We start from the raw sequence: 24147 nt of genomic DNA on the forward strand, positions 1-24147 counted from the left end.
GGTGGGTTCCCCTGCGGGGTGGATGGTGGTCAGCGGAACAGGGCGGCGATGTGCTCCGGGGCCTGGGTGCGGCCCCATTCCAGGGCCTCGCCGAGCAGTTCCGGGGTCGCCTCGAAGCACTTGTTGGCGGGGTCGCCGAGCGTGAACGGTGCCGGGAGGAACTTCGACTCGCGCAGCTGCTCGAAGATGAGCTCCGCGGCCTCCGCCGCCTCCAGGCCGCCGGCCTCGACCGCCTGGCAGGTGGTGCGGGTCAGGGTGAGCAGGGCGCTGATGTCCTCGCCGACGGGTGCGGGCAGGCCGGGGGTGGTGGTCTGCTCCAGGTCCTTGAGGATCTGGTCGTCCTTGTGCTCCATGAAGCGGCGGTAGGCCCGCTCGACGGTCATCGTCGGCATGATGCTCGTCGACTCCCACACCCGGGTGACCGCGTTCCACAGGTCGTAGTGCCGGAAGGCGACGAAGGAGCTGTAGACGAGGTCGTCGTGGACGTCGTACAGGCCCTGCTGGAGGCGGTCGATGTACTCGAAGCGGGACGTCGACCAGTCGCCGTCCTTGGCGGCCTCGATCAGGCGCCAGGCCAGGGAGTTGACGACCTCGGTGGTGTTGGTCAGGCCACGGGAGTAGAGCGCGTCGGTGAAGCCGGCGGCGTGTGCGGTGAGGCAGTGGCGCTCGCCGACGGTGCGGGTGGAGGAGTACTGGAGGCGGCCCGTCGCGACCCAGGGGCGGACGGTGCGGGCGTTCGTGAACTGCTCGGCGATCTGCGGGAACCGGACGAGGAAGTCGTCGAACTCCTGCTGGGGCGTGCGGTCCTGGGGGTCGGGCTTGGGGAACTTCCGTTCGTCCAGGGTGAGTCCCACGCTGCACAGGGGGCTGAGCGCGCCGTCGTGGTTGTCGAAGGGGATGACCCACAGCCAGCCGCCGTCGAAGACGTGGTGCAGGGTGCCGTGGTGCCAGGGGCTGGGCTGCTTGTGGGCGGCGGCGGAGGGGGCGTCGTCGTAGGGGGTGACGCCGACCATGTGGGTGAACAGGGTGCGGGAGTGGTGGCGGGCGCGGGTGGGTTCCTCGCGCAGGCCGAACTTCTCGGCGACCGGGGAGCGGTGGCCGCCGCCGTCGACGAGGTACTCGGCGTGGTACTCCTCGCCGCGGTCCGAGCGCAGCAGTACGCCGTCCGGGCCGGTCTCGATGTCCGCGATACGGGTGCCGAGGAGGGGGGTGGCGCCGTGGCGCACGGCGAGGTGGAACAGGTAGGCGTCGGTGTCCTGGCGGAACAGGTGGCTCTCCGTGCGCTGCCATTCGGGGACGACGAGCTGGTTGACCTCGTCGGGGTTCTGGGGCCGGCCCTCGCGGTGGTAGACGAAGCCGAAGTTCTGCTTGCGGCCGCTCATCGGGGAGACGTGGTCCTGGATGCCGCGGAAGCTGGCGAGGTGGACGATCTCGGGGACGTCGTAGCGTTCGCCGATGATGCGGGTCATGGCCGAGGTGTAGGGGATGGTGGACTCGCCCACGGCGAAGCGGGGGTGGGTGCCGGCGTCGATGAGGAGGACGTCGACGCCGTGGCGGGCGAGGACGGTGGCGAGCAGGCCGCCCGCCATGCCGGCGCCGAGGATGGCTACGTCGTGGCGCTTGTGCGGGTTCTTCTTCATGGGGCGCCCTTCGGGGAGTTGATGGATGGCCTCGGCTCCGCCGTCGGCCGACTTCTGGATTCCCACCCGCACCGCCCGTGCGGATTTCGTGATCGGGTGCGGGTGGCCCTGGTGGGACGGATTCGCCGTCGGCGACTGCGGGTGCGGGTGGCCCCTGACGGGGCGGAATCGCCGTCGACGGCTGCTGGCGCGGATGGCCCCTGGCAGGGCGGAACCGCCGTCGGCGACTGCCGGTGCAAATGGCCCCTGACGGGGCGGAATCGCCGTCGACGGCTGCCGGCGCGGATGGCCCCTGGCAGGGCGGAACCGCCGTCGACGGCTGCGGGATCGAGGGCCCTCGGCGGGGTGGCCGGGTGGCCGGGCGGTGCGGTTTCGGGAACCTGGTGCGGGTGCACCTGCGGGGAGGGGCGGATCCGCTGTCGGCGGGTGCGGGTGGCCCCTGGCAGGACGGAATCGCCGTCAGCGGCTACGGGATCGAGGTCCCCCGGCGGGGTGGCCGGGCGGTGCGGCTTCGGAGACCGGGTGCGGGTGCACCTGCGGGGAGGGGGCGGAATCGCCGTCGGCAGCTACGGGTGCGGCTGCCCCTGGCAGGGCGGGATCGCCGTCGGCAGCGACGGGTGCGGGTGGCCCCTGACGGGGCGGGATCGCCGTCGGCGGCTGCGGGATCGAGGGCCCTCGGCGGGGGCGGAGGGGTCTGTGGGTGGGCGTCGGGGGACGGGGGTGGGGGTGTGGGAGGGGTGGGGGCGTTTGCTGGTGGTGGTTCCGGGGGGCCTTGCCCCGGTGCTACGCGGCGGCGGGTGCCGGGGGGCCGAACCAGCGGGTCAGGGTCTCGGGCAAGGGAGCGGGACCGGGGGACGTCCAGGCGAGGTGGGCGTCGGGGCGGAGCAGGAGTGCGGTGGTGCCGGGGAGGGCGTCCGTGGTGGCCGTGACGGGGGTGACGTAGTCCGACCACGGCGCCGCCTCCGCCGCGAAGGCGGTGGCCTCGGGGGTCAGGAGGAGGAGCAGGGGCCGGGCCCGGCGGAGCAGCTCCGTGGACGTGCGCGCCCGGCCGTCCACCCTCAGCCTCAGTTCCGGGAGGCGGGAGCCCTCGTCCCCGTACGTGATGTCCAGGCCCGCGATCATCGAGGCGAGGTGGGTGCGGACCGTCTCGTACGGGACGAGTTCCTGGAACAGGGACCGTGTGGAGCGGGACTCCGGTCCGCCCAGCAGGAGTTGGGACTGGATCCGGATGTTGGCTAGGACCCTGCGGCCCACCTCGTGGCGTTCGGTGGCGTAGGTGTCCAGGAGGGTGTGCGGGGCCCTGCCCGTGGTGACCGCGGCCAGTTTCCAGCCCAGGTTCATCGCGTCCTGGAGGCCGAGGTTGAGGGCCTGGCCGCCGATGGGCATCTGGCGGTGGGCGGCGTCGCCGGCGAAGAGGACCCGGTCGTGGCGGTAGGAGGCCAGCTGGCGGTTGGCGTCTCCGAAGGCGTTGACCCACTGGGGGGTGCCCTGGGTGATGTCCTCGCCGGTCACCCGGTGCCAGACCTCGCAGACCTCCTTGAAGTCCGGTTCCCCGGTGCGGAGTTCCGCCGGTCGGCCGAACTCGTGGACCATGACCCGGGTGACGCCGTCGGGGCGCCGTGCGGCGACCGCCATGCCGTGTTCCAGGCGCTGGAAGCGGCGGTCGGGGACGTCGATGCCCGCCACGTCCGCGCGCAGCAGCTCGCGGGTCGCGTCCTCGCCGGGGAAGTCGGCGTCCAGGAGCCGTCGTACGGTCGAGTTCTCGCCGTCGCAGGCGACGAGGTACGCCGACCGGATGCGGAGCGGTCCGTCCGGGCCCGCCGCGACCGCCTCCACGCCCTCGGAGGAGGTGCGCAGGGCACGGAGGGTGTGCCGGCGCAGGATGCTCGCGCCGAGATCCGCCGACCAGTCCTGCAGGAGGCGTTCCGTCTCCGTCTGGGGGACCTTCCACTGGCCCGGATGGGTGCTGGGGAGGGTCAGGTCCAGGGGGATGCCGCCGAAGTGGCCGCGGAGTTCGTGGGGCGGGGTGCCGAAGACCTCCAGCAGGCCCCGGCTGTCGAGGAGTTCCATGGTGCGGGCGTGCAGGGTCGAGGCCCGCGACTCGGTGGTCGGGGCCTCGCGCGTCTCCAGTACGACGACGTCGGCGCCGCCGAGGCGGAGTTCACCGGCGAGCATCAGCCCCGCCGGTCCCCCGCCCACGACGACGACGTCGGTGTCGAGCCGAGGGCCTGCCATGGTCAGCGCCGGTTCTCGGCGTGGTCCTTGGCGTGGCCCAGGGTGGCGCGCGAGTTGGTGCTGAGCGCGCCGTGGACGTACTCCCGGGCGTCCGCGACCGTGGCGTCCGCGCCGAGGACGCGGGCGATGTTCGCGGTGTTGAGGACGACGGTGTGCTGGGAGGAGGCCGTGGTGGTGCCGTCGGCGTCCTCGGTGAACGTCCAGTAGCCGGTGTGCAGGGTCATCAGCGCGGGCAGGGTCACCTGCTTGTAGGCGATCCGGTGGTGCGGGAACGTCACCCGGTACGACTTGGTGGTGTGCGTGGAGCCGTCCTTGGCGCGGGTGTCCATCTCCAGGCTCTGGAGGCCGGGGGCGGGCTCCTCGAAGCGGACGGTGGCCACGTGCGGCAGCCGCTCGGGCCACAGGCCGGCCTCGTTGACGAAGTCGTAGGCGTCCTTCGCGGAGCCGTCGACGGTGATCGAGTCCTCGAAGGAGAACGTCACCTCCTCGGTGGCGTGGGCGAGTTCGACGTTCGTCTTCAGCGCGGCCAGCTCGGAGCGGGAGTTGCGGTCGACGGCCTCGTCGATCCAGGCCAGGCCCTCGGGGTCGTCGTCGACGGCCCGGTAGTCGTGCAGGAGGCGGACCCGGGAGGTGGACGCGGTGAGCGCCTCGATGATCCAGGTGCCGCCCATCGCGGCGACCGGCGGGGTGGAGACCTCCTGGCGGAAGGTGATGCGCAGGGCCTCGGCGTCCAGGGTGCGGCGCGAGGTCCAGTTCTTCGGTTCGCCGTTGGCGGTGGCCCAGATGCGGATGCGCTCGCCGCCCGCCACGTCGTCGTCCGTTTCCACGCGGTCGACGAAGATGGTGGGCGGGAAGATCCGCGGCCAGTTCTCCACCTCGGCGATCAGGCGGTAGACGGCGGTGGCGGGGGCGTCGATGTCGACGGTGTGCTCGACCTCGCGGAGCGTCATGGCTGAACTCCCTTCCGGGGTGGGGGTGTCAGAAGTTGCCGAGGCCGCCGCAGACGTTGAGCGCCTGCGCGGTGATGGAGGCGGCGGTGTCGGAGGCGAGGTAGCCGACCAGGCCGGCGACCTCGTCGGGGGTCGAGTAGCGGCCGAGGGGGATCTTCGCCTGGAACCTGGTGAGGATGGCGTCCTCGGTGGTGTCGTAGGCGGCGGCGTAGCCCTGGCGGACGCGCTGGGCCATCGGGGTCTCGACGTAGCCGGGGCAGACGGCGTTGACGGTGATGCCGGTGGGGGCGAGTTCGTTGCCGAGGGCCTTGGTGAAGCCGACGACGCCGTGCTTGGACGCCGAGTAGGGGGCGCCGAGGATCACGCCCTGCTTGCCCGCGGTGGAGGCGATGTTGATGATCCGGCCGCGGTCCTTGCCGCGCATGCCACCGGTGTTGAGGACCTCGCGGGTCATGCGGAACACGCTGTTGAGGTTGGTGTCGATGACGTCGTCCCACAGCTCGTCGGCGATGTCGGCGGTGACGCCGCCGCCGCTGCGGCCCGCGTTGTTGACGAGCACGTCGACCGTGCCGAAGCGTTCCACGGCGGCCGTGACGAAGGCGGTGACGCTCTCGGCGTCGCGGACGTCGACGGCGGCGCCGTCCACGTCGAGGCCCTCCTCACGGAGCTGCTTGACGGTGGAGGTGACGTTCTCGGCGGTGCGGGCGCCGATGAAGACGCGGTGGCCGTTCGCGGCGAGCAGTCGGGCGGTCGCGAGGCCGATTCCGCTGGTCGCGCCGGTGATGACGGCGGTGCGCTGGTCCTGCTGCATGGCGGTTCTCCCTGTCCTGTCCGTGGTCTGGTGATGCGGGCGTGGCCGGCCGGGTCAGGCGGCGTCGGCGACCGTCGGGAGCAGGGCGTTGACGGCGGCGATCAGGGTGCGCGGGGTGCGGTTGTCGGTGAAGACGTCGTCGTCGAGGGCAATGCCGTACTCGCGCTCGATGCGTCCGCCGGTCTCCAGCAGGGCGAGGGACTCGTAGCCGAGGGAGTCGAAGTCGAGGTCGAGGATGTCGCCGTCCAGGTCGATGCCGTCGTCGGCGCCGGCGCCCTCCAGGAGGATGCGCTTGAGGTCGGCGAGGGTGAACGCGGAGGAGGTCATGAGGGGTTCCTTCGGTGGGTGGAGGGGCGGGCCGGGGTTGTGCGCGGGCATGAGTACGCCCCTGCCGGGGCGGGGGATGTCGCCGGCAGGGGCGTGTCTCGGGTGCGCCTCGAGGGCGCGGGCGTCCGGGGTGAGGTCAGATGCCCCACATCCGGCGCTTGCGGTAGCTCGACTCCCAGAACAGCTTGTTGAGGACCTTCACGGGGCCGGGCATCGTGTCGAGGAACGCCTTGCGTTCGGTGGCGTTCTGGCCGTCGGTGATCCACGGGAAGTAGACGGCGGCGCCCTTGGGGCCCTGCTTGCGGGCCATCGCGCCGCGGAAGGCGTCCCAGTCCTTGGTCGTGCAGACGTCCTGGATGAGCGGCAGGGCCGCGCTCTCCTCGTGCCGCATGTGGTCGCCGAGCAGGGTCGTGAGGTCGGCGACGCGGGCGGGCAGGTCGGGGGCGTTGCGGGCGAGGCCGTCGTCGACGGCGGCGAGCGCCGGGTCGAGGCGGGCGTGCTCGGCCTCCATCTCGTCGAGGAGCTTCTGGTCGTCGGGGCGGTCGGTGACCGCGGCGGCGACGCGGGGCCACAGGTCGGAGTCCTCGACGGTGTGGTGGACGTGGAGCTGGTGCTTGAAGTTCTCCCAGCCGTCCCGTACCTCCGGGGCGGTCGCGCGGCCCGCGGCGACGGCCGCGGCGAGGCGCTGGAGGTCGCGCCGGAAGGCGTCGTGCGTCGCGTACATGACGGCGAAGTTGATCGGTGTCTGTTGTGCGACTGCCATGGTGAGCCGTGCCTTTCGTGGGTGGTCGGCGGGTGGCCGATCCGTGGATACGAGAACCTGCCGCCGTGGGCCGGCGGCCCGGGACGCCCTCGCGAATGAGAGGGGCGGTCGGGGGGCGGGTGTGACACGGAGACCCACTCATGTGACGTGAATCACATTCGCGGGTGGGATGTCACATTTTCCGCGGCCAGGGCGTCTCGGGTGTGAGCGTCACAGGGAGGTGCACGATGTCCGATCACGACAGTCCGGCGGACGACCACGCCGCGAGCTCCGTCGAAGCCTCGACCGAGGTCTTCGTGGGCTACCGGGAGTTGCTGTTCTCGATCGTCTACAACCTGCTCGGCTCGGTCGCCGACACCGAGGACGTCCTCCAGGAGACCTGGTTGTCGTGGTCGGCGAAGGTGAGCCGCTCGGGCAGCACGGAGATCGACAATCCGCGGGCCTATCTGGTGCGGATCGCCGTCAACCACGCGCTGGCCCGCAAGGCCGCCCTCAAGCGGCGGCGCGAGACGTACGTCGGGCCGTGGCTGCCGGAACCGCTGGTCACCCGCGGCACGGGCGGCACCGAGAGCTCGGCCGCCGACGCCGCGCAGGGCGCCCTGCGCACCGAGTCGGTGTCGATGGCGCTGATGGTCGTGCTGGAGACGCTGTCCCCGCTGGAGCGGGCGGTGTTCGTGCTGCACGACGTGTTCGGGTACGCGCACCAGGAGATCGCGGGCATCCTCGACCGCAACCCGTCCTCGGTGCGCCAGCTCGCCCACCGCGCCCGCGCCCACGTCCAGGCCCGCCGCCCCCGCTACCAGGCCGATCCGCAGATCCAGCGACAGGTCACCGAGCGGTTCATCGACGCGGCGCTCGGCGGCGACCTGGGGCTGCTGATGCACATGCTCGCGCCGGACGTGACGATGTGGACCGACGGCGGCGGCAAGGTGCGTACCGCGGGTCTGCGTCCGGTCGTCGGGCGGGAGAAGGTGTGCCGGCTGCTCGCCGGGTACGCGCAGCGGGCGCCGCAGGACATCGACATCCACTACCGGCACGTCAACGGCGACCCGTCGGCCGTGGTGTTCTCCGAGGACTCGCCGTACGCGGTGCTGGTCATGGACCTCACCCCGGAGGACGCCCAGGTGCGCGGCATCTACGCGGTGATCAACCCGGACAAGCTGGCCCGGGTGCGCAGCGGTGAGAGCGACGACGACACCGTGGGCGAGGGGGACGGCGAGCCGGTCGTCGGCGGGAGCGGGGAGTGAACTCCCCCGCCGTCAGGCGGCCTCGGCGCCGTCGTGCCGTCCTGCCGCGCTCCCCACCAGCGGGGACCCGGCCGCGCGGTCGGTGTCCCGCGGGGTGAGCGCCTCGGTGCGGTCCTTGAGGAGCAGGGTGAGGACCGGGGCGGCGACGCCGGTGGTGACCAGGGCCATCAGGACCATCGCCGAGAACAGCTGCACGGTCAGCAGGCCGAGGCTCAACCCCACGTTCAGCAGCACCAGTTCGGTCAGTCCGCGGGTGTTCATCAGGACGCCGAGGACGGTGGCGTCCTTCCAGCCCATGCCGGTCAGCCGCGCGGACAGGGTGACACCGCCCAGCTTGCCGAGGCAGGCGACGGCGATGATGGCGAGCATCTGGACGACGCCGCCCGCGGTGAGGGTGGTCAGGTCCACGGACAGGCCGGTCACCACGAAGAAGACGGGCAGCAGCAGCCGTCCGACGGACTCCAGCGGCGGGAGCGCGACCCGGCCGAGCAGGCTGTCGTGGCGCCGGGGCATCACCAGACCGAACATGAACGCGCCGAAGATGGCGTGGATGCCGATGTGGGAGGTGACGAACGCCGACGCGAACACCCCGGCGGCCACCAGGACCGGCACGTACGGCGTGTGCCGGACCCTCAGCCGGTCCGCGAGCGCGGCGAGCGCCGGGCGGACCAGCCACAGCATGGCCGCGACGAACACCGCCGACCAGGCCATCACCGTGAGGAATCCGGCGGTGCCGGTGGCGGTGGTCAGGGCGACGACGACGGCGAGCATGCACCAGGCGAGCACGTCGTCCGCGGCGGCGAGACCGAGGGCGAGGGTGCCGGCGCGGGTGGACTGAAGACCCTGTTCGGCGATGAGGCGGGCCAGCACCGGGAAGGCGGTGATGGACATCGCGACACCGAGGTAGAGGGCGAACTCGGTGAAGGGGACGCTCTTTCCGTTCACCACGTCGTGCGAGCCGTGGATGAGGTAGGCCAGTCCGACGCCCAGCGCCATGGGCAGGGCCAGCGAGCTGATCCAGATGGCGCCGCTGGAGCGGAAACGGCCCTTGAGGCTGCCGCCGTCGAACTCCCAGCCGATGACGAACATGAACAGCAGCAGCGCCACCTGGGAGACGACCCCGAGGTGGGGGCGGATCTCGGCGGGGAAGAGCCGGTCGGGCAGGTCACCGGGGAACAGGCCGAGCAGGCTCGGTCCCAGGCAGATGCCGAGGGTGATCTCGGCGATCACCGCGGGTTGCCCGATCCTGCGGATCAGGGCGGTGAACACGGTCGCCAGGGCGAGGATCAGCGCGATGCCGCCGATCGCCGTGACGCTGATCCATTCGGAGTGGGGCACAGCTCTCTCTCCTGTGGGACATCCTGTGGGACGGGCGGGACTTTGCGGACACGGCCTAAGGGCGGGCCGCGGTGGGTGCCGGCACGTCCACCGGGCGCAGCTCGATGAAGTCGAACGCCTTGAAGCGGCGCATCAACGGCCGCAGCGGCGCCGGTACGACGGCCTGGGCGGGGTCGTTGAAGACGTGCGGCGCGGTCAGACGGATACGGCGGCCCCGGGTGTGCAGCTCGCAGCCGCCGGCGGCGATCGTGTTGCGCACCCAGTCGCACTCGGGGCCGTAGGGGAGGTTCATGACGTAGTGCGGGCCGCGCTTGAACACCTTGACCGGGGTGCGGTAGGCGCGCCCGGACCTGCGGCCGGTGTGGACGACGGCGCCGAACCCGGGCATGCGGGTCAGGACCGGGCCGACGAAGCGGTTGGCGACGTTGCGGTTGAAGCGGGCCAGTCGCCTTTGGACGGCGGACATCCGGAGCTCCTCGGAGTCGGGGCGGGGTGGGTCAGGCGTCGAACATGGGATGTGTGCCGCGCTGTTCCTCCTCCAGGCAGCCCATCGAGCCGCGGAAGAAGATCAGCGGCTCCGACTCGCCGCTGGGGACGCCGAGTTCGGCCACCTCGCCGACGAAGATCGTGTGGTCGCCGCCCTCGAAGGCGTTGACCAGGCGGCACGACAGGAACGCCATCGCGTGGCTGAGGACCGGCACGTTCGCGCTGGAGTAGTGGTGGTCGACGCCGTCCAGGGTCGCGGTGTGCTTGCCCGCGAACGCCCAGGCCAGCGGCTCCTGGCGGCCGGCGAGGAAGTTGACGGTGTAGGCGCCGGACTCCTCGACGACGGCGCGCAGCCGGGAGTCCTTGTGCAGGCAGAACAGGACGAGCGGCGGGTCGAGGGAGACCGACGTGAAGGAGTTGACGGTGGTGCCGGCCGCCTGGGAGCCGCTGCCGCTGGTGATCACGGTCACGCCGGTCACGAACATGCCGCACACGCTGCGCAGCAGCTTGCCGTCGATGCCGGTGACGGGGGCCTGTTGGTGGGTCGGGGTCACACCTGCCTCCTTGAGGGTGGGTGGGTCGGCGGATGCCCTGGGGTCAGCGGATGCCCTGCGCGAAGGAGAAGACCCGGTACGGGTCGTACGCGGCCTTCGTCGCGGCGAGCCGCGGGTAGTTCTCGGCGTAGTAGGACGACTTCCAGTCCGTCAGCGCCGGGTCGATGAAGTTCTGGTAGGTCTCGCCGCCGGAGTAGGGGTCGATCGCGGCGAACCCGCGGTCCACCCAGGCGCGGGCCGCGGCCCTGGCCTCGTCGGTGGCCGCCGTGGGGATCGTGGACAGGTAGTTGGTGGTGTAGAGGCTGTCGCGGTGGACGTAGGCGGTGTCGCAGCGGGCCAGGTCGGAGTCGGCGCCGCCCAGCGGCAGCACCTGGAGCTGGTGGATCTGCCCGGCTCGGCGGTCGGCGTCGAAGACCGCGAGCGCGGACGCCCAGGCGTTGCGGGCGATCGGCGCGGTGAACATCCGGCTGCGTTCCAGGCCGAACTCCGGCCTGGTGAGCTGCCCTTCGGGGCTGACGTCGACACGGTGGCACTGCTCGGTGGTCTTCGTGGCGCACCCGTACACGCCCATCATCAGCGTGCTGTACGGCATCACGGCCTCCTGGCGGACGACCGGCTGGCCCGTCAGCGCCAGCAACCTGCCGAGCTCGTCGGTGAGTTCGGCCGCCGTGCCGGTGGAGATGAGGCGGATCGCGGGGACCGGGACGGCTCCGGCGGCGGCGTCCGCGAGGGTGACGACGCAGGCGCCGCCGATCGTCCGCGGGGCGTCCGCGAGCCAGTTGACGTAGCCGTCGATCATGTCGAGGGCCTTGTCGTAGGAGAAGACGAGGGTCGCGGTGGCCACGTCGGTGACGGCGGAGGGGGTCACCGTGTAGGAGGTGACGACGCCGAAGTTGCCGCCGCCTCCGCCGCGGATCGCCCAGAACAGGTCGCTGTTCTTCTTCTCCGAGGCGGTAACCTGGCGGCCGTCCGCGAGGACGAGGCGGGCGGAGGTCAGGGCGTCGCAGGCCATGCCGAGGGGGCGGGTGAGGAAGCCGAGGCCGCCGCCCTGGACGAAGCCGCCCGCGGCGACCGTGGGGCAGGCTCCGCCGGTGACCGCGAGACCGGAGGGGGCGAGGGTGGTGAGCAGGTCCACGTTGTGGGCGCCGGGGCCGAAGGTGGCCGAACTCCCGCTCAGGGTGATGGAGTCGAGGCGGGAGACGTCGATGATCAGGCCGGTCGTCGTGGAGTAGCCGCCCAGGCTGTGTCCGCCGCTGCGGACGGCCACGGGGATGTCGTTGTCCTGGGCGAACAGCAGACACAGGGTGACGTCCGTCGGGCCGGCGCAGTAGGCGATGGCCTGGGGGTTGGTCGTGTCGAACTGGGTCTGTTCGAGCTGCTTGGCGGTGGCGTAGGCGGACTCGCCGGGCAGCACGAGGGTGCCGGTGAGGTGGGAGCGGAGCTGGGTCCAGGGGGCGTCCGCGTGGGCGAACGCGGGGCGCAGGGCGGCGAGCGCGACGGCGCCTGTCGAGGCGCCGAGGAGGGTTCTTCTGGTGAGCATGGCGGGCCCCTTCGGGGGATGCGTACGGCTTGCGCGGGTCAGGTGCGGGCGACCCCGGTGGGGCGGATTCGCCGTCGGCGGGAGCGAGTCGGGGTGTGGGGGTACGGGTGCCGAGTCGGCCGGGTACGACGGAGCCCCCGGCCTGCCGGCCGGGGGCTCCTGTGTGCGGGGGGTGTGGTGGGGGTCAGTGGGCGGGGGTCGCGTTCTTCTCGGTCCTGGTGGGTTCCGGGTCGGACGGCGGGGCGCCGTGGGCGGAGGGGGTGGGGCCGCTCCTGAGGGCCAGGCAGATCGCCGCGCCCGCGAACATCGTGAGGGCGGGGACCAGCATGGTGGGCTGGAGGGCGTCCACGAAGCCCTCGGAGAACACCTTGGAGGCGAGGTTCTGGATGGTGTTCGCCACGTCCTCGGGCACGCCCGACGGAAGGGACACGCCCTGCTGGGTGCCGACGCCCACGTGGTCGGCGCCGTTGGCGAAGCCGTCCACGAAGTCGGCGCGGTAGTCCGGGGGCAGCGTCTGGGAGGCCGTCGTGGCCCCCTCGCGCAGCGCCGAGACCAGCTTGGCCTGGAGCACCGCTCCGATGACCGCGCCCGCCAGCACCGAACCCACCTGCCGCAGCGCGTTGTTGACGCCGGAGGCCGCGCCCGTCAGCCGGGGCGGGACGTTGCGCATGACCTCGGAGCCCATCGGGGCGAAGGTGCAGCCCGCGCCGAGCCCGGCGACGAACAGCGGGCCCACGAACGCCGTCCAGGAGCTGTCCGTGTCGGCGACCAGGAAGATCCAGGTGATGCCCGCGCCGAACAGGGACAGGCCCGCCGTCAGGATGTACTTGCCGCCGTGCTTCTCCGACAGGATGCCCGCCGGGCCCGCCGTGAACATCGAGCCCAGGGCGAGGGGGACGAGCACCAGGCCCGTCTTCATCGCGCTGAAGCCGAGCACGGACTGGAGGTAGATCGTCGTCGGGAGCAGGATGCCGAGCACACCGAAGGAGACGGCGATGCCGACGAGGTTGACGACGGTGAAGTTGCGGTCCTTGAAGAGGGAGAACGGCAGCAGGGGTTCGTTGTCCTGCTGGCCCTTCTCGTAGAGGAGGAACAGGACCAGCAGGAGCGCCGCCCCGGCGATCAGGGCCCAGATCCCGCCGTTCCAGTCGTAGCGCTCGCCCTCGATGAGGCCGAAGGCCAGGCAGAACAGGGCCGCCGAGGCGATCAGCACGCCGACCAGGTCGAAGCGGTGGCTCACCACCCGGGTGTGCTTCGGCATGACCCGCATCCCGGCCAGCAGGACGATCACCCCGACCGGGATGTTGATGAAGAACACCCAGCGCCAGTCGAGGTGGGTGACCAGCAGGCCGCCGGCCGTCGGGCCGATCGCGCCGGAGACGCCGGCCACCGCGCCCCACACGCCGTAGGCCGCGCCCCGCTTCTCCACGGGGAACACGTCCGTGATGATCGAGAGGGTCTGCGGGATCAGCATCGCCGCGCCGATGCCCTGGACGGCGCGGAAGGCGATCAGCTGGGTCGGGTCCTGGGCCAGGCCGCAGGCCAGGGAGGCCAGGGTGAAGACGGTGACGCCGGAGAGGAAGAGGTTCCCCTTGCCCCGGATGTCACCGAGCCGGCCCGCGGTGATGATGAGGGTGGCGAGCACCAGGGTGTAGGCGTTGACGACCCACAGGACCTTGTCGAGTGACGCGCCGAGGTCGTCGGTCATGTCCGGGATGGCGATGTTCACGATCGTCAGGTCGACCAGGGTCATCACGAACCCCAGACACAGGACGCTCAGAACCGCCCACGGATTCGTCTGCCGTTCTCGAGTCATGTTCCTCTCCTTGTTGCGGCATGAGGCGCGCACGGTGTGTGGCGGTGCACCCAAGAGGGCGGGTGACGGTGAGGTGTGACATGACCGGCCGACGGTGAGACGCACGTCACATTCAGGGGGTGGGGGTGAGCCGTTCGCGCAGGAAGGCGACGACCCGGGTGCGGGCCGCGAGGGCCGGGTGGCCGGGGGTCTCGCGGACCTCGGCGGTCAGCACGGAGTGGGCGCCCTTGGCGAAGCCGCCGCCGTTCCCGGGCCCGGAGTCGAGCTCGATGACCTCGAAGGCGTCCCCGAGGCGCTTGGTCAGGGTGGCGAAGCGGTCCGCCGGGGACAGGCCGTCCCCGCTGAAGCGCAGGCCCAGCACACACAGGCCCTCGGTGCGGGTCCGGGCGGTCACCGTGTCCAGTTCGCCGGACGACAGGCCTGGGTCCGCCCTGCGTGCCCCGCTGACGGGGAGCGGTACGGACGGCTGGCTGACGACCGGGGCCAGGACGGCCGGGTCGACCGCCGCGGCGAGCGCGAACCCGCCGGTGAAGCACATGCCGATCACCCCGACGCCGGGGCCGGGGGTGCGCGCCGCGAGGTCCCTGGCGAGGGCGCGCAGATAGTCGGCGACGGGCCGGCGGGCATCGGTCGCGAACGCCCTGAACTCGGCGGACACGCACATGCGGGTGATCGTGCCGAGCATGTACGGCACCGACTCCGGCCGGCCCGGGGTGCCGAACAGGGAGGGCAGGCTGACCGTGAAGCCCTCCGCGACCAGGTGCTCGGCCAGTCCCAGCACCTGCGGGGTGATCCCGGGAGCCTCCGGGACGAGGACGACACCGGGTCCGGTGCCCTTCTCGTACACGTCGTGCGTGTGCGGTCCGGCGGTGAAGGGCCGCCTGGTGAAGCCGGTGAGGTCCGCGGTGGGTGCGCTGCCTGTCGTCACGGCGTGCTCCTGGGGTGAGGGTGCGTGCGTCCTGGCCGTCGTACGCCATCGGCGCCGCGACGGCCAGGGCGCGGGGGCCCGTCCGGCCGGTTCAGGCGACGCAGATTCCCTCGACGGCGATCTTCTCGTAGACGTGCGGGTAGGCGGTGATGCCGTCGGGGTACTTGGCGGCGGACTGCTGGAACTCGGGCTTGCTGAACGCGGCGAACAGGGCCTCGGTGGACTCCCAGACGGCGACGTTCACCAGGAGGCGGCTGCCGGCGGTGCCCTTGTGGAGCTGGGTCTGGATGCAGCCGGGGCTGCCCTTCATGTAGGCGGCGTCCTCGCGCCAGATCTTCAGGAACTCGTCGTAGAGGTCCTCGGGGACGTCGAAGACGTTGACCAGGGTGATCGGGCCGGTCTGGGTCTGGAACTGCTTCATCAGGGGGGTGGACTCGTCCAGCGCCTGGATGTTCATGGCTGCCTTTCGGCTCAGAGGTGTTGGGGGTCGAGGTCGTCCGGGGTGATCTCGATGACCGGGATGGGGCGGCTCGCGCGCTTCTGGAACTCGGCGATGAACGGGAAGACCTCGCAGAACTCGCGCCACCTGCGGTCGCGTTCGTCGCCGGTGAGGATGCGCGTGGTGGCCGGGAACTGCTCGGGGCCGATGTCGACGGTCACCTGCGGGGTGGCCTTCACGTTGTGGTACCAGGCGGGGTGGCTGGCCTGGGGGCCGCCGGGGACGTCGAAGTGGCCGGGGGCGGCGCACACGATGTAGCGGCCGTTGTCGTAGACGTAGCCGATGGGCAGGGTGCGGGCCAGGCCGGTCCTGCGGCCCCTGGTCGTCAGGAGCATCGCGTCGAGGCGGCCGAAGTGGCCCATGACGCGCCCGCGGGACTTGCGGTAGAGGAACAGGTGCAGGTGCAGGAAGGACTTGTTGACCTTCTTGACGTACTTGTTCGGGGGCTTGGAGTACAGGTAGACGTTGAACCGGGTGAACGCCTGGACCAACGGGTTGGTGTTCTCCATCTGAGGGCGGGTCGACGACCAGGAGGACAGCGCCGCCTTGTCCTCGGGCCGGGTGCTGGTCTGGGACATGGGCCTTCCTTCCACGGAACGGCTAGAGGGCCTTCTTGCCCTGGAGCGCGGAGCGCAGGCCGCTGCTGACCAGGGACCGGGCGATGTCGCGCATCTCGCCCTGGGGGGCCTTGCGCAGCGACCAGTTCATGAACTTGGCGACCATCGCGGTGCTCGGGTACACGAACCGGGTGGACTCGTCGTCCTTCCAGCCGAACACCGGGTTCAGTCCCTCGCAGTCGCGCAGGGCGGCGAAGACGATGTCGGCGGCGGTGTCGCCGTCGAGTTCGCCGACCTCGTACTTCTCGCAGGTCTCCGCGGTCAGTTCGAGGATCTTGCGGAACTCGTCGTGCGGCCACCACAGGCCCGGGTACGGGGTGTTCTCCAGGTCCTTCAAGTGCTGTTCGTCGCCGGTGAGTTCGTACTGGGCGCGGGCGCGGTGCAGACGCATCACGCCGGGGGTGAGGAAGCCTCCCCAGACCCTGAACACGGCGTTCCACAGGCGGAAGTGGGAGAAGGAGATGTAGGAGGCGTTGACGAGGTCGTCGTTGTGCCGCAGGAGCCCGCGCTCGACCTGCTCGACGTACTCGAAGCGCTCCACGGACCAGTCGTCGTCGGCGATCGACTCCAGGATGCGGGTGCACAGGGCGTGGACGACCTCGAAGGTGTTGGACAGGCCGCGGGAGTACAGCGGGTCGAGGAAGCCGGCCGCGTGCGACATCAGGCACCAGCGAGGGCCGATGGAGCGGGAGGAGGAGTACTGGAGGCGGTCGGTGGAGACCCATTCGCGGACCCGCTTGGCGCCGACGAACTGCCGTTTGACGGCCGGGTACTTGTCGAGGAAGGAGCGGAACTCCTGCTCGGGGGTGAGGTCCTTGGGCTTGGGGTAGGTGCGCTCGTCCATGGTGATGCCGACGGAGCACATCGGGTTCTTCGAGCCCTTGACGTTGTCGAAGGGGATGATCCAGAACCAGCCGCGTTCGATGAGGTGGTGCAGGGTGCCGCCGTGCCACTGGGCGGGCGGGCGCTTGCTGACCGGGTGGTGGGAGACGTCGTCGAAGGGCTTCACGCCGATGTAGTGGGTGAACATCGAGCGGGCGTGGTGCTTGAAGCGGCAGGGCTGCTCGCGCAGGTCGAACTTCTCCGCGAGGGGGGAGCGGAAGCCGCTGGCGTCGATGAGGTACTTGGCGCGGAACACCTCGCCGTTGCGGCCGGTGACGGTGACGCCGTCGTCGTCGAAGTCGAGGTCGGTGGCGAACCAGTTCTGCCGGGTGGTGCAGCCGTACTTGGCGGCGACGTTGAAGTAGTACTGGTCGCTGTCCTGGCGGAAGAGGTGGCTGGCGTCGGTGAGGACCTTGGGGATGACGAACATCGTCGCCTGCTCGGGGTCCGGTTCCTGGCCGGCCTCGTGCTTGATGAAGCCGAAGCTCTGCTTCTTGCCGTGGTGGGGGCCGATGTGGTCGGCGACGGCCTTGGCGCTGAGGAGGTGGCCGAGCTCGGGGACGTCGAAGCGGGACTTGAGGATGTGCAGCCACTCGATGAGCTGCGGGGTCATCGACTCGCCGACGGCGAACCGCGGGTGCTGGCCCGCGTCGACGAGGACGACCTTGGCGCCCTGCCGGGCGAGGATGGCACCGCTGACGGAGCCGGCGAGGCCGGAGCCGAGGATGAACACGTCGCAGTGCGTCACGTTGTCGGACTTCTTGGCCTGGCCCTGGGCCATGACCTTGCTGGGCATACGCGTCACCTTCTTCTCGTCCTGCGCGGACGTCGGCTGGGGGGTGGGGTCGGCGGCGCTCATCCGGTGCTCCGGCGCACGACGAGGGCGGAGTTGAAGCCGCCGTGGCCGCGGGCCAGGACGAGTGCGGTGTCCAGGGGTGCGGGGCGGGCCGCGCCGGTGACCAGGTCGAGGCGGTGGGCGGGGTCCGGGGTGACGTGGACGGTGGGCGGGATGACGCCGTCGCGGATCGCGAGGAGGGCGGCGGCCACGTCGAGGGAGGCGGCGCCGGACAGGAGGCGTCCGGTCATCGTCTTGGGCGCGGTCACCGGGACGCCGGCCGGGCCGAAGACCTCGGCGAGCGCGTCGGACTCGGCGCGGTCGAGGTGGGGGACGGCGGCGGCGTCCGCGAAGACCACGTCGACGTCGCCGGGTGCGGTGCCCGCGTCGGCGAGGGCGAGCCGGATGGCCCGCTGGAGCCCCGGCGGGCGGCCGGTGCCCGCGGGCGGGTCGAAGGTGGCCGCGTATCCGGCGATCTCGCCGTACACGCGGGCGCCGCGGGAGCGGGCGGAGGCGGCGTCCTCCAGGATGAGCAGCGCGCCGCCCTCGCCGGGCACGTGTCCGGCGGCGGCCGGGTCGAAGGGGAGGTAGCCGCGGGCGGGGTCGTCGCTCGTGGACAGGCGCCCGCCGGCGAGCTGGGCGACGTGGCCCCAGGGGCACAGGGAACCGTCGACGCCGCCGGAGACGATGAGCGGGACGCCCTTGCGGATCTGCCGGCGGCCCTGGGCGAGCGCGTCGAGGCCGCCCGCCTGGTCGGAGACGACGACGCCGGAGGGGCCGCGCATGCCGTGCCGGATGGAGATCTGGCCGGTGTTGACGGCGTAGAACCAGGCGAAGGACTGGTAGGCGCTGACGTACTGGCCGCCCTTGCTCCACAGGGCCTGGAGTTCGCGCTGGCCGAACTCGAAGCCGCCGGCCGAGCTGGCCGTGACGACGCCCATGTCGAACGGCGCCCAGTCCTCGGGGGTGACGCCCGCGTCGGCGAGCGCCCAGTCGGCGGCGACGAGGGCGAGGCGGGTCATGTGGTCGGTCTGCGGGAGGAGCCGGCCGGGCAGGTGGTCCTCGGCGACGAAGCCGGGGACCTCTCCGGCGAGCCGGGCCGGGTAGCCGCTCGCGTCGAAGCGGCGGATGGGGCCGATGCCGCTCGTGCCGGCGCGGGTGGCGGCCCAGTAGGCGTCGGTGCCCAGGCCGTTGGGGGCGGTGACGCCGATGCCGGTGACGACGACCCGGGTGGTCGTGGACGCGGTCCGGGTGGGGGCCTGAAGGTCCGGGGTCGTGGTCATGCCGCCCTCCGCAGCACCATCGCGCTCTGGAAGCCGCCGAATCCGCTGCCGACGCTGAGCACGGTGTCGGTGCGCTGTTCGCGGGCGGTGAGCGGCACGTAGTCGAGGTCGCACTCGGGGTCGGGCTCGTGGAGGTTGGCGGTCGGCGGGACGACGTCGTTCTCGATGGCGAGGACGGACGCGGCGATCTCCAGGGAGCCGATGGCGCCCAGCGAGTGCCCGACCATGGACTTGATGGAGCTGACCGGGGTGCGGTAGGCGTGCTCGCCGAGGCTGTGCTTGAACGCGGCGGTTTCGTGCCGGTCGTTCTGCTTGGTGCCGGAGCCGTGGGCGTTGATGTAGTCGACCTGCTCGGGGTTGATCCGCGCCTCGTCGAGGGCGAGGCGGATCGCCTCCGCCATCTCCAGCCCGTCGGGGCGCAGTCCCGTCATGTGGAAGGCGTTGCAGCGGGTCGCGAACCCGGCGATCTCGGCGTAGATGTACGCGCCGCGCCGCTCGGCCCGCTCGCGCTCCTCCAGGACGAACATGGCGGCGCCCTCGCCGAGGACGAAGCCGTTGCGGGTGCGGTCGAAGGGGCGGGAGGCGTGCTCGGGGTCGTCGTTGCGCGGGGTGGTGGCCTTGATGGCGTCGAAGCAGGCCACCGTGATCGGTGAGATGGGGGCGGCGGCGGCGCCGGCGAACATGACGTCGGCGCTGCCCTCGCGGATCAGCTCGGTGGCGTAGCCGACGGAGTCCAGGCCCGAGGTGCAGCCGGTGGAGACGACGGCGGCGGGGCCCTCGGCGCCGACCTTCCAGGCGACCTCGCTCGCGAAGGACGACGGGACGAAGTAGTCGTACAGGTGGGGAACGGCGTAGCGGTGGTCGACGAGGTCGAGGCGTCCGCCGTCGGAGACGATGCGGTACTCGCGGTCCAGGGCCATGGTCGCGCCGACGCCGCTGCCGACGGTCACGCCGACGCGGTACGGGTCGAGTTCGGGCAGGGCCAGTCCGCTGTCGGTGAGGGCCTCGGCGGTGGAGACGACCGCGAACTGGGCGGCGCGGTCCATGCGCCGGACCTCCTGCGGGGTCAGCCCGTGCAGTTCGGCGTCGAAGTCGACCTCGGCGGCGATGCGGGAGCGGAACGGGGAGGCGTCGAAGGTGGAGATGGTGCGGGTGGCGGTGCGGCCGTCGCTGAGGAGTTCCCAGAACGCCTTGGCGCCGACCCCGCCGGGCGCCACCACGCCGATGCCGGTGATCACTACCTGGCGGGCCATCAGGACGAGGCCCAGTGGTAGAAGCGGGAGGCCATCGCGTCGGCCGGGGAGCGCCAGGTGGCCGGGTCGTAGGCCTCGATGAACGGCTTGAGGTCGTCGCTGACCTTCATGAACAGGGGGTGGGTCTTGGCCTGTTCGATGTGCTCGCCGCCGTGGTCGGTGTCGAAGTCCTGGAGGTGGAAGTAGAGGCCGCGGTAGGAGAAGAGCTGGCGGCGCCGGGTCCCCATCAGGTGCGGCATGTCGGTGCCGTCGAACTCCTGGAAGATCCGCGCGACATCGGCGGCGGCTCCCGGGTCCATCCGCGCCACGATCAATGTGCTGTGCATGGGTAGTCTCCCTGGGGGAATTCGGGATGCGTTTCCGTGAGCGCATTTCGTTGAATGCGTTAGGGAATCTGGGGCGCACCGGGCGGGAATTCGTGGAATTCGCATCGCCGTGCGGACAGTTCACCGGATCCTCGCTTACAGCTTCTTCGGTCCTTGTCCGGATAACAACGCGCATCCGTGCAGATCCATGTCAGATTTTTCTCAGGCGACTGCCGTGGACCGTCAGATTCCGGATCCGCCGCGGCGGGAGAAGTGGGCGTGGACGTCGGTCTCGGCGTAGTACGTGCGGCCCGCCCGGGTGCGCCGGCGCCAGCGCTGTTCGCTGGCGAGGCGGTAGACGGTGCCGGTTGAGGTGGACCACAGCCGGGCCACGTCCGCGGCGCTCAGCCAGCGGTCCCGCGCCGCCTCCGTGTCCCGCATGGCGCGCCGCAGTTCGGTCCAGCGTCCGCCCGGCCAGGAGTGCGCGGGGTCGGTGTCGCACTGGATGCGGGCCCGGTCGCCCAGCTCCGTGGACAGCCGTCCGGCGCAGCCCGGGGCGACGCACCGCCCCACCGTCACGCGGCGCGGCGCCTCGTGGTGGGCGACCCGCCGGGCGGCGCGGACCAGGCGGGCGACCTCGCGGGTGAAGTCGGCGGCGGCCGGGTGCGCGGCGAGCCAGGGGGCGTGCCGCACCAGCAGCGCGGCGAGCGATCCGACGGTGCGCAGCGGGGTGGGCACGCGGCGCTGCTCGACGACGACCCCGCACCAGGAGCTGAGGGTGGTGACGATGTCGGCGCGCACGTCGGCGGCGGCGGCGTTGAAGGGAAGTCCGGACGGCACCGGGCCGCCGCTGGTGCGCTCGCGCGGGTCGTCGCCGCGCGCCCCGAGGGCGCCGCCGAGGGCGTCCGCGAGGTCCTCGTGCAGGCCGGGCAGTTCGCGCAGCCGGGTCACCAGCAGGCGCAGGCAGTCGGGGCACAGCCGCATGCGGTGTCCCGCGAGACGGGCGGAGTCGCTCGTGCGGCAGTCGGTTCCCTCGCAGCGGGTGCGGGTCTCGGTGGAGGCGATTCCTGGCAGGTCGACGTGGTTCATTCGAATCCCCCGTGGACGGTTGAAAGGGCATGCGCGCGCACGGCTTTGCCGGTTGCCGGAACAAAGGCCGTGAGCGAGGCAGGCGGGTGCGAAAAAAGCGGGTACGAGAAAGACGGATACGAGAAGGACGGGTACGGCACAACCGGTGCGGGAAAATCGAGTGCGGGAAAGGCTCAGGCGCGGCCGATACGGAATCCGACCCCGTGCACGGTGACGATCCAGTCGCGGGAGCCGAGCTTGCCGCGCAGGCTGCTGACATGGGTGTCGACGGTGCGCCGGGACCAGGAGTCCGCCCACACCTCGCGCAGCAGCTGCTCGCGGGTGACGACGGCCTCGGGCCGTGAGGCCAGCAGGTGCAGCAGGTCGAACTCCTTGCGGGTGACCGCGACGGTGCGTCCGCCGAGGCGGACCTCCCGCAGCTGCGCGTCGATGCGCAGCGCCCCGATCGACAGGACGCGGCTCGTGGTGCGGGGCTGGACGCGGCGCATCACGGCCTCGATACGGGCCAGCAGCTCGCGCAGCCCGCAGGGTTTGACGAGGTAGTCGTCGGCGCCGGCCTGGAGGCCGAGGACGACGTCGAGTTCACCGCCGCGGGCGGTGAGCGCGATCACGGCGGTGCGCCCCGACGACGAGAGCTGACGGCACACCTGGAGGCCGTCGACGTCGGGCAGGTCCAGGTCGAGCAGGACGACGTCGACGTCCGTCTCGCCGTAGGTCTCCAGGGCCGCGTAGCCGTCGCGGGCACGGTCCACGTGGTGACCGTGCCGGCGCAGGGCCTCGGCCAGCGGCTGGGCGTCGTCGGCGCGGGCGTCGACGATCAGAACCCGCCAGGCGGTGTGGGCGGGGGTCGAGGTGGGCGCGGTGAGCTCGGACATCTCACGGCGCGCCGGTGGTCGTGGGCTGAGCAGGTCGGCTGTCGCCTGACGCATGACTCACCTCCGGGGTGGCCTGATTCCAAGGCGCGTGCAGCATTTCGGCCACTTTAGGAAACCGCGTGCCAAGCCCCGGTCAGAGCAAGTGCAGAGGATGCGCAACGGGCGGCACGGGCTTCGCCATCGACACGGGCGGGCCGCCGGGTCCGGCTTGCGGAAGGTTGACATGCCGGTGCGGCTGCCCTGGCACGGCTGTGCGGTGGACTTGTCGTGAGGCGCCCGATGCTGACAGCAGCACTGATCCTCCCGATCACCGGCTACGACGACGGAGTGGAGCCATGACCATGAACAGTGTGTCGGCGGTGGGACGTACGGCGTGGCCGGGCGGGCCGGAGGACGGGGCGGGGCGGCGTCCGGTGTGGGTGCCCGCCGCGGCGCATCCCTCGCGTCCGCCGCTGTTCCCGGTGGCGGGGCTGCTGCTCGTCGTCGACGGCCGGGACAACGCCCGTGCCTGGGTGCCGGGTTCGGTGCGCACGGTGCGGGCGGGCCGCGACGTCACGGGCAGCGCCCTGTCGTGGTCGGAGTGTCTGGACGGGCTGCGCCCGGCGGGCGTCGTCGTCGATCTGCCGTCCGGGACGACCGGTGCGGGACGGACGATGGAGCTGGTACTGCCGCTGCTGCGGGCGGCCTGCGGTTCGGCCGGGGGCGGCCCGCTGCACGTGGCGTTCCTGACGACCGGGCGGGCCCGGCCCGAGCTGGCGGCGGCGCTGGGCGCCGTCGCGCAGATCGCCGCCGTCGAGGACGGCCGGGTGCGCGCGGTGTCGGTGCGGGTGGCGGCGCTGCCCGGCTGGGCGGCGGACCCCTTCCATGTGGCACGCGCCGAACTGGCGCTGCCCCGGCCGGGGTTGGCGGAGGTGCGCTACACCCCGGCGGGCCGTGAGGTGCGGGTGCTGCGGGCCGGTGAGCGGCCCGGGACTCCGCGGACACCGCTGCGCCGGGGCGGCCGCTATCTCGTGGCGTCCGACGCGGGCGGCCTGGGCGAGCGCCTCGCGCTGCGGTTGGTGCGTGGGCTGGGCGCCCGCGTCACCCTGTTGCAGCCCGGCGAGGGCGAGGTTCGGGGCGTACTGCGGGTCCCGGGCCGTCCCGGCCGGTACGACGACGTCCGCGCCGCCGTGCGGGCGGCGCTGTCCGCGCACGGCGGTCTGGACGGCGTCCTGCACCGGACGGCGGGCGCCGAGCCGCGTCCGCTGGCGCGGCTGTCGGCGCCGGTGGCGCGGGAGGCGGTGGCGGACGCGGTCGAGGGGGCCGTCCATCTCGACCGGGCGACCGCGGATCTGCCACTGGACCTGTTCGCGCTGGCCACCGCCGCCGACCCCTACCGGGCAGTGGTGGGCGCAAGCGTGCCCGCCGCGGTCGCCCGCGCCCTGACCTCCCTCGCCGCCTCCCGCACCCGTCTGGCCCTGGCCGGTTCCCGCAGCGGTGTCTCGATCGCCGTGTGCGGGCCGGACCTCGACGACTGGCCGGCCGTGACGGACGGCACCGGATCGTCACGGGCGGCATGACAAGATCGCCCGCAGCCGCTGCGGACCACCGCGGATCACCCTCGGACACCCCCGCGAAACGCGGTCGCGCGCCAGGTGACCGCCGGGCGCACACCCGCTGTGAGCTGCGCTTTCCTGATGATCTTCCCAGGGGTATGACAAGGTCCCGGCGCGGACCGCACCCCGTATGACAGACCGGCGGCGCGCCCCGTCGCCCATGGCAGAGGCCAGCCATGAAACTACCGGTCAAGCGCACGGTTTTCCGGTCGCGACCGCGGAACGTTGACGTCCGTCGCGCCCGCTCATCAACCTCGCAGGCATCCGGTCATGTGGACG

Annotated in this window: 22 protein-coding genes; 2 read left to right on the plus strand and 20 right to left on the minus strand. The window is 71.9% G+C overall.

The features are described 5' to 3' along the window. Window positions 1-29: 29 nt before the first annotated feature. The 6 genes from ACIPSE_RS32890 to ACIPSE_RS32915 all read right to left on the minus strand — a co-directional run bounded on the left by ACIPSE_RS32890 (window position 30) and on the right by ACIPSE_RS32915 (window position 6726). Complete coding sequence (locus ACIPSE_RS32890; protein ID WP_401669819.1) at window positions 30-1706, minus strand: NAD(P)/FAD-dependent oxidoreductase; 1677 nt, start codon at window positions 1704-1706, stop codon at window positions 30-32. A gap of 717 nt (window positions 1707-2423) precedes the next feature. Further along, the gene (locus tag ACIPSE_RS32895; RefSeq protein WP_401669822.1) at window positions 2424-3875 is read right to left on the minus strand and encodes an FAD-dependent monooxygenase; all 1452 of its coding nucleotides are present in this window, start codon (window positions 3873-3875) and stop codon (window positions 2424-2426) included. Window positions 3876-3877: 2 nt separating this feature from the next. Then, the gene (locus ACIPSE_RS32900) at window positions 3878-4825 is read right to left on the minus strand and encodes an aromatase/cyclase (RefSeq protein WP_401669825.1); all 948 of its coding nucleotides are present in this window, start codon (window positions 4823-4825) and stop codon (window positions 3878-3880) included. Window positions 4826-4853: 28 nt separating this feature from the next. After that, window positions 4854-5636 (minus strand): 3-oxoacyl-ACP reductase FabG, encoded by a 783-nt coding sequence (gene fabG, locus ACIPSE_RS32905; RefSeq protein ID WP_401669826.1) that lies wholly within the window; start codon window positions 5634-5636, stop codon window positions 4854-4856. Between the two features lie 54 nt (window positions 5637-5690). Then, window positions 5691-5963, minus strand: coding sequence for an acyl carrier protein (locus tag ACIPSE_RS32910; RefSeq protein ID WP_401669829.1), 273 nt, complete (start codon window positions 5961-5963; stop codon window positions 5691-5693). Between the two features lie 136 nt (window positions 5964-6099). Beyond that, entirely contained in the window at window positions 6100-6726 is a 627-nt protein-coding gene (locus ACIPSE_RS32915; protein ID WP_401669831.1) for a hemerythrin domain-containing protein, read from the minus strand. 227 nt (window positions 6727-6953) lie between these two features. Between ACIPSE_RS32915 and sigJ the strand changes: the two genes are divergently transcribed. Beyond that, complete coding sequence (gene sigJ / locus ACIPSE_RS32920) at window positions 6954-7973, plus strand: RNA polymerase sigma factor SigJ (protein ID WP_401669834.1); 1020 nt, start codon at window positions 6954-6956, stop codon at window positions 7971-7973. Between the two features lie 12 nt (window positions 7974-7985). Here sigJ and ACIPSE_RS32925 read toward each other — a convergent pair whose 3' ends face one another. The 14 genes from ACIPSE_RS32925 to ACIPSE_RS32990 form a co-directional block, all read right to left on the minus strand. Then, window positions 7986-9311 (minus strand): cation:proton antiporter, encoded by a 1326-nt coding sequence (locus ACIPSE_RS32925; RefSeq protein ID WP_401669836.1) that lies wholly within the window; start codon window positions 9309-9311, stop codon window positions 7986-7988. A gap of 55 nt (window positions 9312-9366) precedes the next feature. Then, window positions 9367-9777 carry a nitroreductase family deazaflavin-dependent oxidoreductase gene (locus ACIPSE_RS32930; protein WP_401669839.1) on the minus strand — a complete coding sequence of 137 codons (411 nt, stop codon included), beginning with the start codon at window positions 9775-9777 and terminating at the stop codon, window positions 9367-9369. A 31-nt stretch (window positions 9778-9808) separates the two neighbouring features. Further along, complete coding sequence (locus ACIPSE_RS32935) at window positions 9809-10351, minus strand: flavin reductase family protein (RefSeq protein ID WP_401669841.1); 543 nt, start codon at window positions 10349-10351, stop codon at window positions 9809-9811. A gap of 43 nt (window positions 10352-10394) precedes the next feature. Further along, complete coding sequence (locus ACIPSE_RS32940) at window positions 10395-11891, minus strand: FAD-dependent oxidoreductase (protein WP_401669843.1); 1497 nt, start codon at window positions 11889-11891, stop codon at window positions 10395-10397. A gap of 184 nt (window positions 11892-12075) precedes the next feature. Then, a complete protein-coding gene (locus ACIPSE_RS32945) occupies window positions 12076-13707 on the minus strand; it encodes an MFS transporter (protein ID WP_401669845.1) in 1632 nt (543 codons plus the stop codon). 112 nt (window positions 13708-13819) lie between these two features. Further along, complete coding sequence (locus ACIPSE_RS32950) at window positions 13820-14635, minus strand: dienelactone hydrolase family protein (RefSeq protein WP_401669847.1); 816 nt, start codon at window positions 14633-14635, stop codon at window positions 13820-13822. A 91-nt stretch (window positions 14636-14726) separates the two neighbouring features. After that, window positions 14727-15092, minus strand: coding sequence for an antibiotic biosynthesis monooxygenase family protein (locus tag ACIPSE_RS32955; RefSeq protein ID WP_401669850.1), 366 nt, complete (start codon window positions 15090-15092; stop codon window positions 14727-14729). Window positions 15093-15106: 14 nt separating this feature from the next. After that, window positions 15107-15712 (minus strand): nitroreductase/quinone reductase family protein, encoded by a 606-nt coding sequence (locus tag ACIPSE_RS32960; protein ID WP_401669853.1) that lies wholly within the window; start codon window positions 15710-15712, stop codon window positions 15107-15109. Window positions 15713-15734: 22 nt separating this feature from the next. After that, window positions 15735-17492: an NAD(P)/FAD-dependent oxidoreductase gene (locus ACIPSE_RS32965; protein WP_401669856.1), complete on the minus strand. Its 1758-nt coding sequence runs from the start codon at window positions 17490-17492 to the stop codon at window positions 15735-15737. Next, window positions 17489-18751, minus strand: a complete 1263-nt coding sequence (locus tag ACIPSE_RS32970; RefSeq protein ID WP_401669858.1) for a ketosynthase chain-length factor — start codon at window positions 18749-18751, stop codon at window positions 17489-17491. The genes ACIPSE_RS32965 and ACIPSE_RS32970 overlap by 4 nt, the downstream gene beginning before the upstream one ends. Beyond that, the gene (locus ACIPSE_RS32975) at window positions 18748-20004 is read right to left on the minus strand and encodes a beta-ketoacyl-[acyl-carrier-protein] synthase family protein (protein WP_401669860.1); all 1257 of its coding nucleotides are present in this window, start codon (window positions 20002-20004) and stop codon (window positions 18748-18750) included. The genes ACIPSE_RS32970 and ACIPSE_RS32975 overlap by 4 nt, the downstream gene beginning before the upstream one ends. Then, complete coding sequence (locus ACIPSE_RS32980) at window positions 20004-20330, minus strand: TcmI family type II polyketide cyclase (RefSeq protein ID WP_401669862.1); 327 nt, start codon at window positions 20328-20330, stop codon at window positions 20004-20006. Before ACIPSE_RS32980 ends, ACIPSE_RS32975 begins: the two co-directional genes overlap by 1 nt. Window positions 20331-20552: 222 nt before the next feature. Further along, window positions 20553-21398: a hypothetical protein gene (locus ACIPSE_RS32985; RefSeq protein WP_401669865.1), complete on the minus strand. Its 846-nt coding sequence runs from the start codon at window positions 21396-21398 to the stop codon at window positions 20553-20555. A 173-nt stretch (window positions 21399-21571) separates the two neighbouring features. After that, window positions 21572-22327 (minus strand): response regulator transcription factor, encoded by a 756-nt coding sequence (locus tag ACIPSE_RS32990; RefSeq protein WP_401669868.1) that lies wholly within the window; start codon window positions 22325-22327, stop codon window positions 21572-21574. Between the two features lie 281 nt (window positions 22328-22608). Here ACIPSE_RS32990 and ACIPSE_RS32995 point away from each other — a divergent pair, with 281 nt between their 5' ends. Next, complete coding sequence (locus tag ACIPSE_RS32995) at window positions 22609-23832, plus strand: KR domain-containing protein (RefSeq protein ID WP_401669870.1); 1224 nt, start codon at window positions 22609-22611, stop codon at window positions 23830-23832. The last annotated feature ends 315 nt before the right edge of the window (window positions 23833-24147 follow it).

The organism is Streptomyces sp. NPDC090106 (assembly GCF_044747265.1).
Lineage (GTDB): Bacteria > Actinomycetota > Actinomycetes > Streptomycetales > Streptomycetaceae > Streptomyces.

Bases quoted from the DNA above. Each gene is read 5' to 3' on its own strand.
- ACIPSE_RS32895 (WP_401669822.1), bottom strand. From the start codon at position 3,875: ATGGCAGGCCCTCGGCTCGACACCGACGTCGTCGTCGTGGGCGGGGGA.
- ACIPSE_RS32900 (WP_401669825.1), bottom strand. From the start codon at position 4,825: ATGACGCTCCGCGAGGTCGAGCACACCGTCGACATCGACGCCCCCGCC.
- fabG (WP_401669826.1), bottom strand. From the start codon at position 5,636: ATGCAGCAGGACCAGCGCACCGCCGTCATCACCGGCGCGACCAGCGGA.
- ACIPSE_RS32910 (WP_401669829.1), bottom strand. From the start codon at position 5,963: ATGACCTCCTCCGCGTTCACCCTCGCCGACCTCAAGCGCATCCTCCTG.
- ACIPSE_RS32915 (WP_401669831.1), bottom strand. From the start codon at position 6,726: ATGGCAGTCGCACAACAGACACCGATCAACTTCGCCGTCATGTACGCG.
- sigJ (WP_401669834.1), top strand. From the start codon at position 6,954: ATGTCCGATCACGACAGTCCGGCGGACGACCACGCCGCGAGCTCCGTC.
- ACIPSE_RS32930 (WP_401669839.1), bottom strand. From the start codon at position 9,777: ATGTCCGCCGTCCAAAGGCGACTGGCCCGCTTCAACCGCAACGTCGCC.
- ACIPSE_RS32940 (WP_401669843.1), bottom strand. From the start codon at position 11,891: ATGCTCACCAGAAGAACCCTCCTCGGCGCCTCGACAGGCGCCGTCGCG.
- ACIPSE_RS32945 (WP_401669845.1), bottom strand. From the start codon at position 13,707: ATGACTCGAGAACGGCAGACGAATCCGTGGGCGGTTCTGAGCGTCCTG.
- ACIPSE_RS32955 (WP_401669850.1), bottom strand. From the start codon at position 15,092: ATGAACATCCAGGCGCTGGACGAGTCCACCCCCCTGATGAAGCAGTTC.
- ACIPSE_RS32960 (WP_401669853.1), bottom strand. From the start codon at position 15,712: ATGTCCCAGACCAGCACCCGGCCCGAGGACAAGGCGGCGCTGTCCTCC.
- ACIPSE_RS32965 (WP_401669856.1), bottom strand. From the start codon at position 17,492: ATGAGCGCCGCCGACCCCACCCCCCAGCCGACGTCCGCGCAGGACGAG.
- ACIPSE_RS32970 (WP_401669858.1), bottom strand. From the start codon at position 18,751: ATGACCACGACCCCGGACCTTCAGGCCCCCACCCGGACCGCGTCCACG.
- ACIPSE_RS32975 (WP_401669860.1), bottom strand. From the start codon at position 20,004: ATGGCCCGCCAGGTAGTGATCACCGGCATCGGCGTGGTGGCGCCCGGC.
- ACIPSE_RS32980 (WP_401669862.1), bottom strand. From the start codon at position 20,330: ATGCACAGCACATTGATCGTGGCGCGGATGGACCCGGGAGCCGCCGCC.
- ACIPSE_RS32985 (WP_401669865.1), bottom strand. From the start codon at position 21,398: ATGAACCACGTCGACCTGCCAGGAATCGCCTCCACCGAGACCCGCACC.
- ACIPSE_RS32990 (WP_401669868.1), bottom strand. From the start codon at position 22,327: ATGCGTCAGGCGACAGCCGACCTGCTCAGCCCACGACCACCGGCGCGC.
- ACIPSE_RS32995 (WP_401669870.1), top strand. From the start codon at position 22,609: ATGACCATGAACAGTGTGTCGGCGGTGGGACGTACGGCGTGGCCGGGC.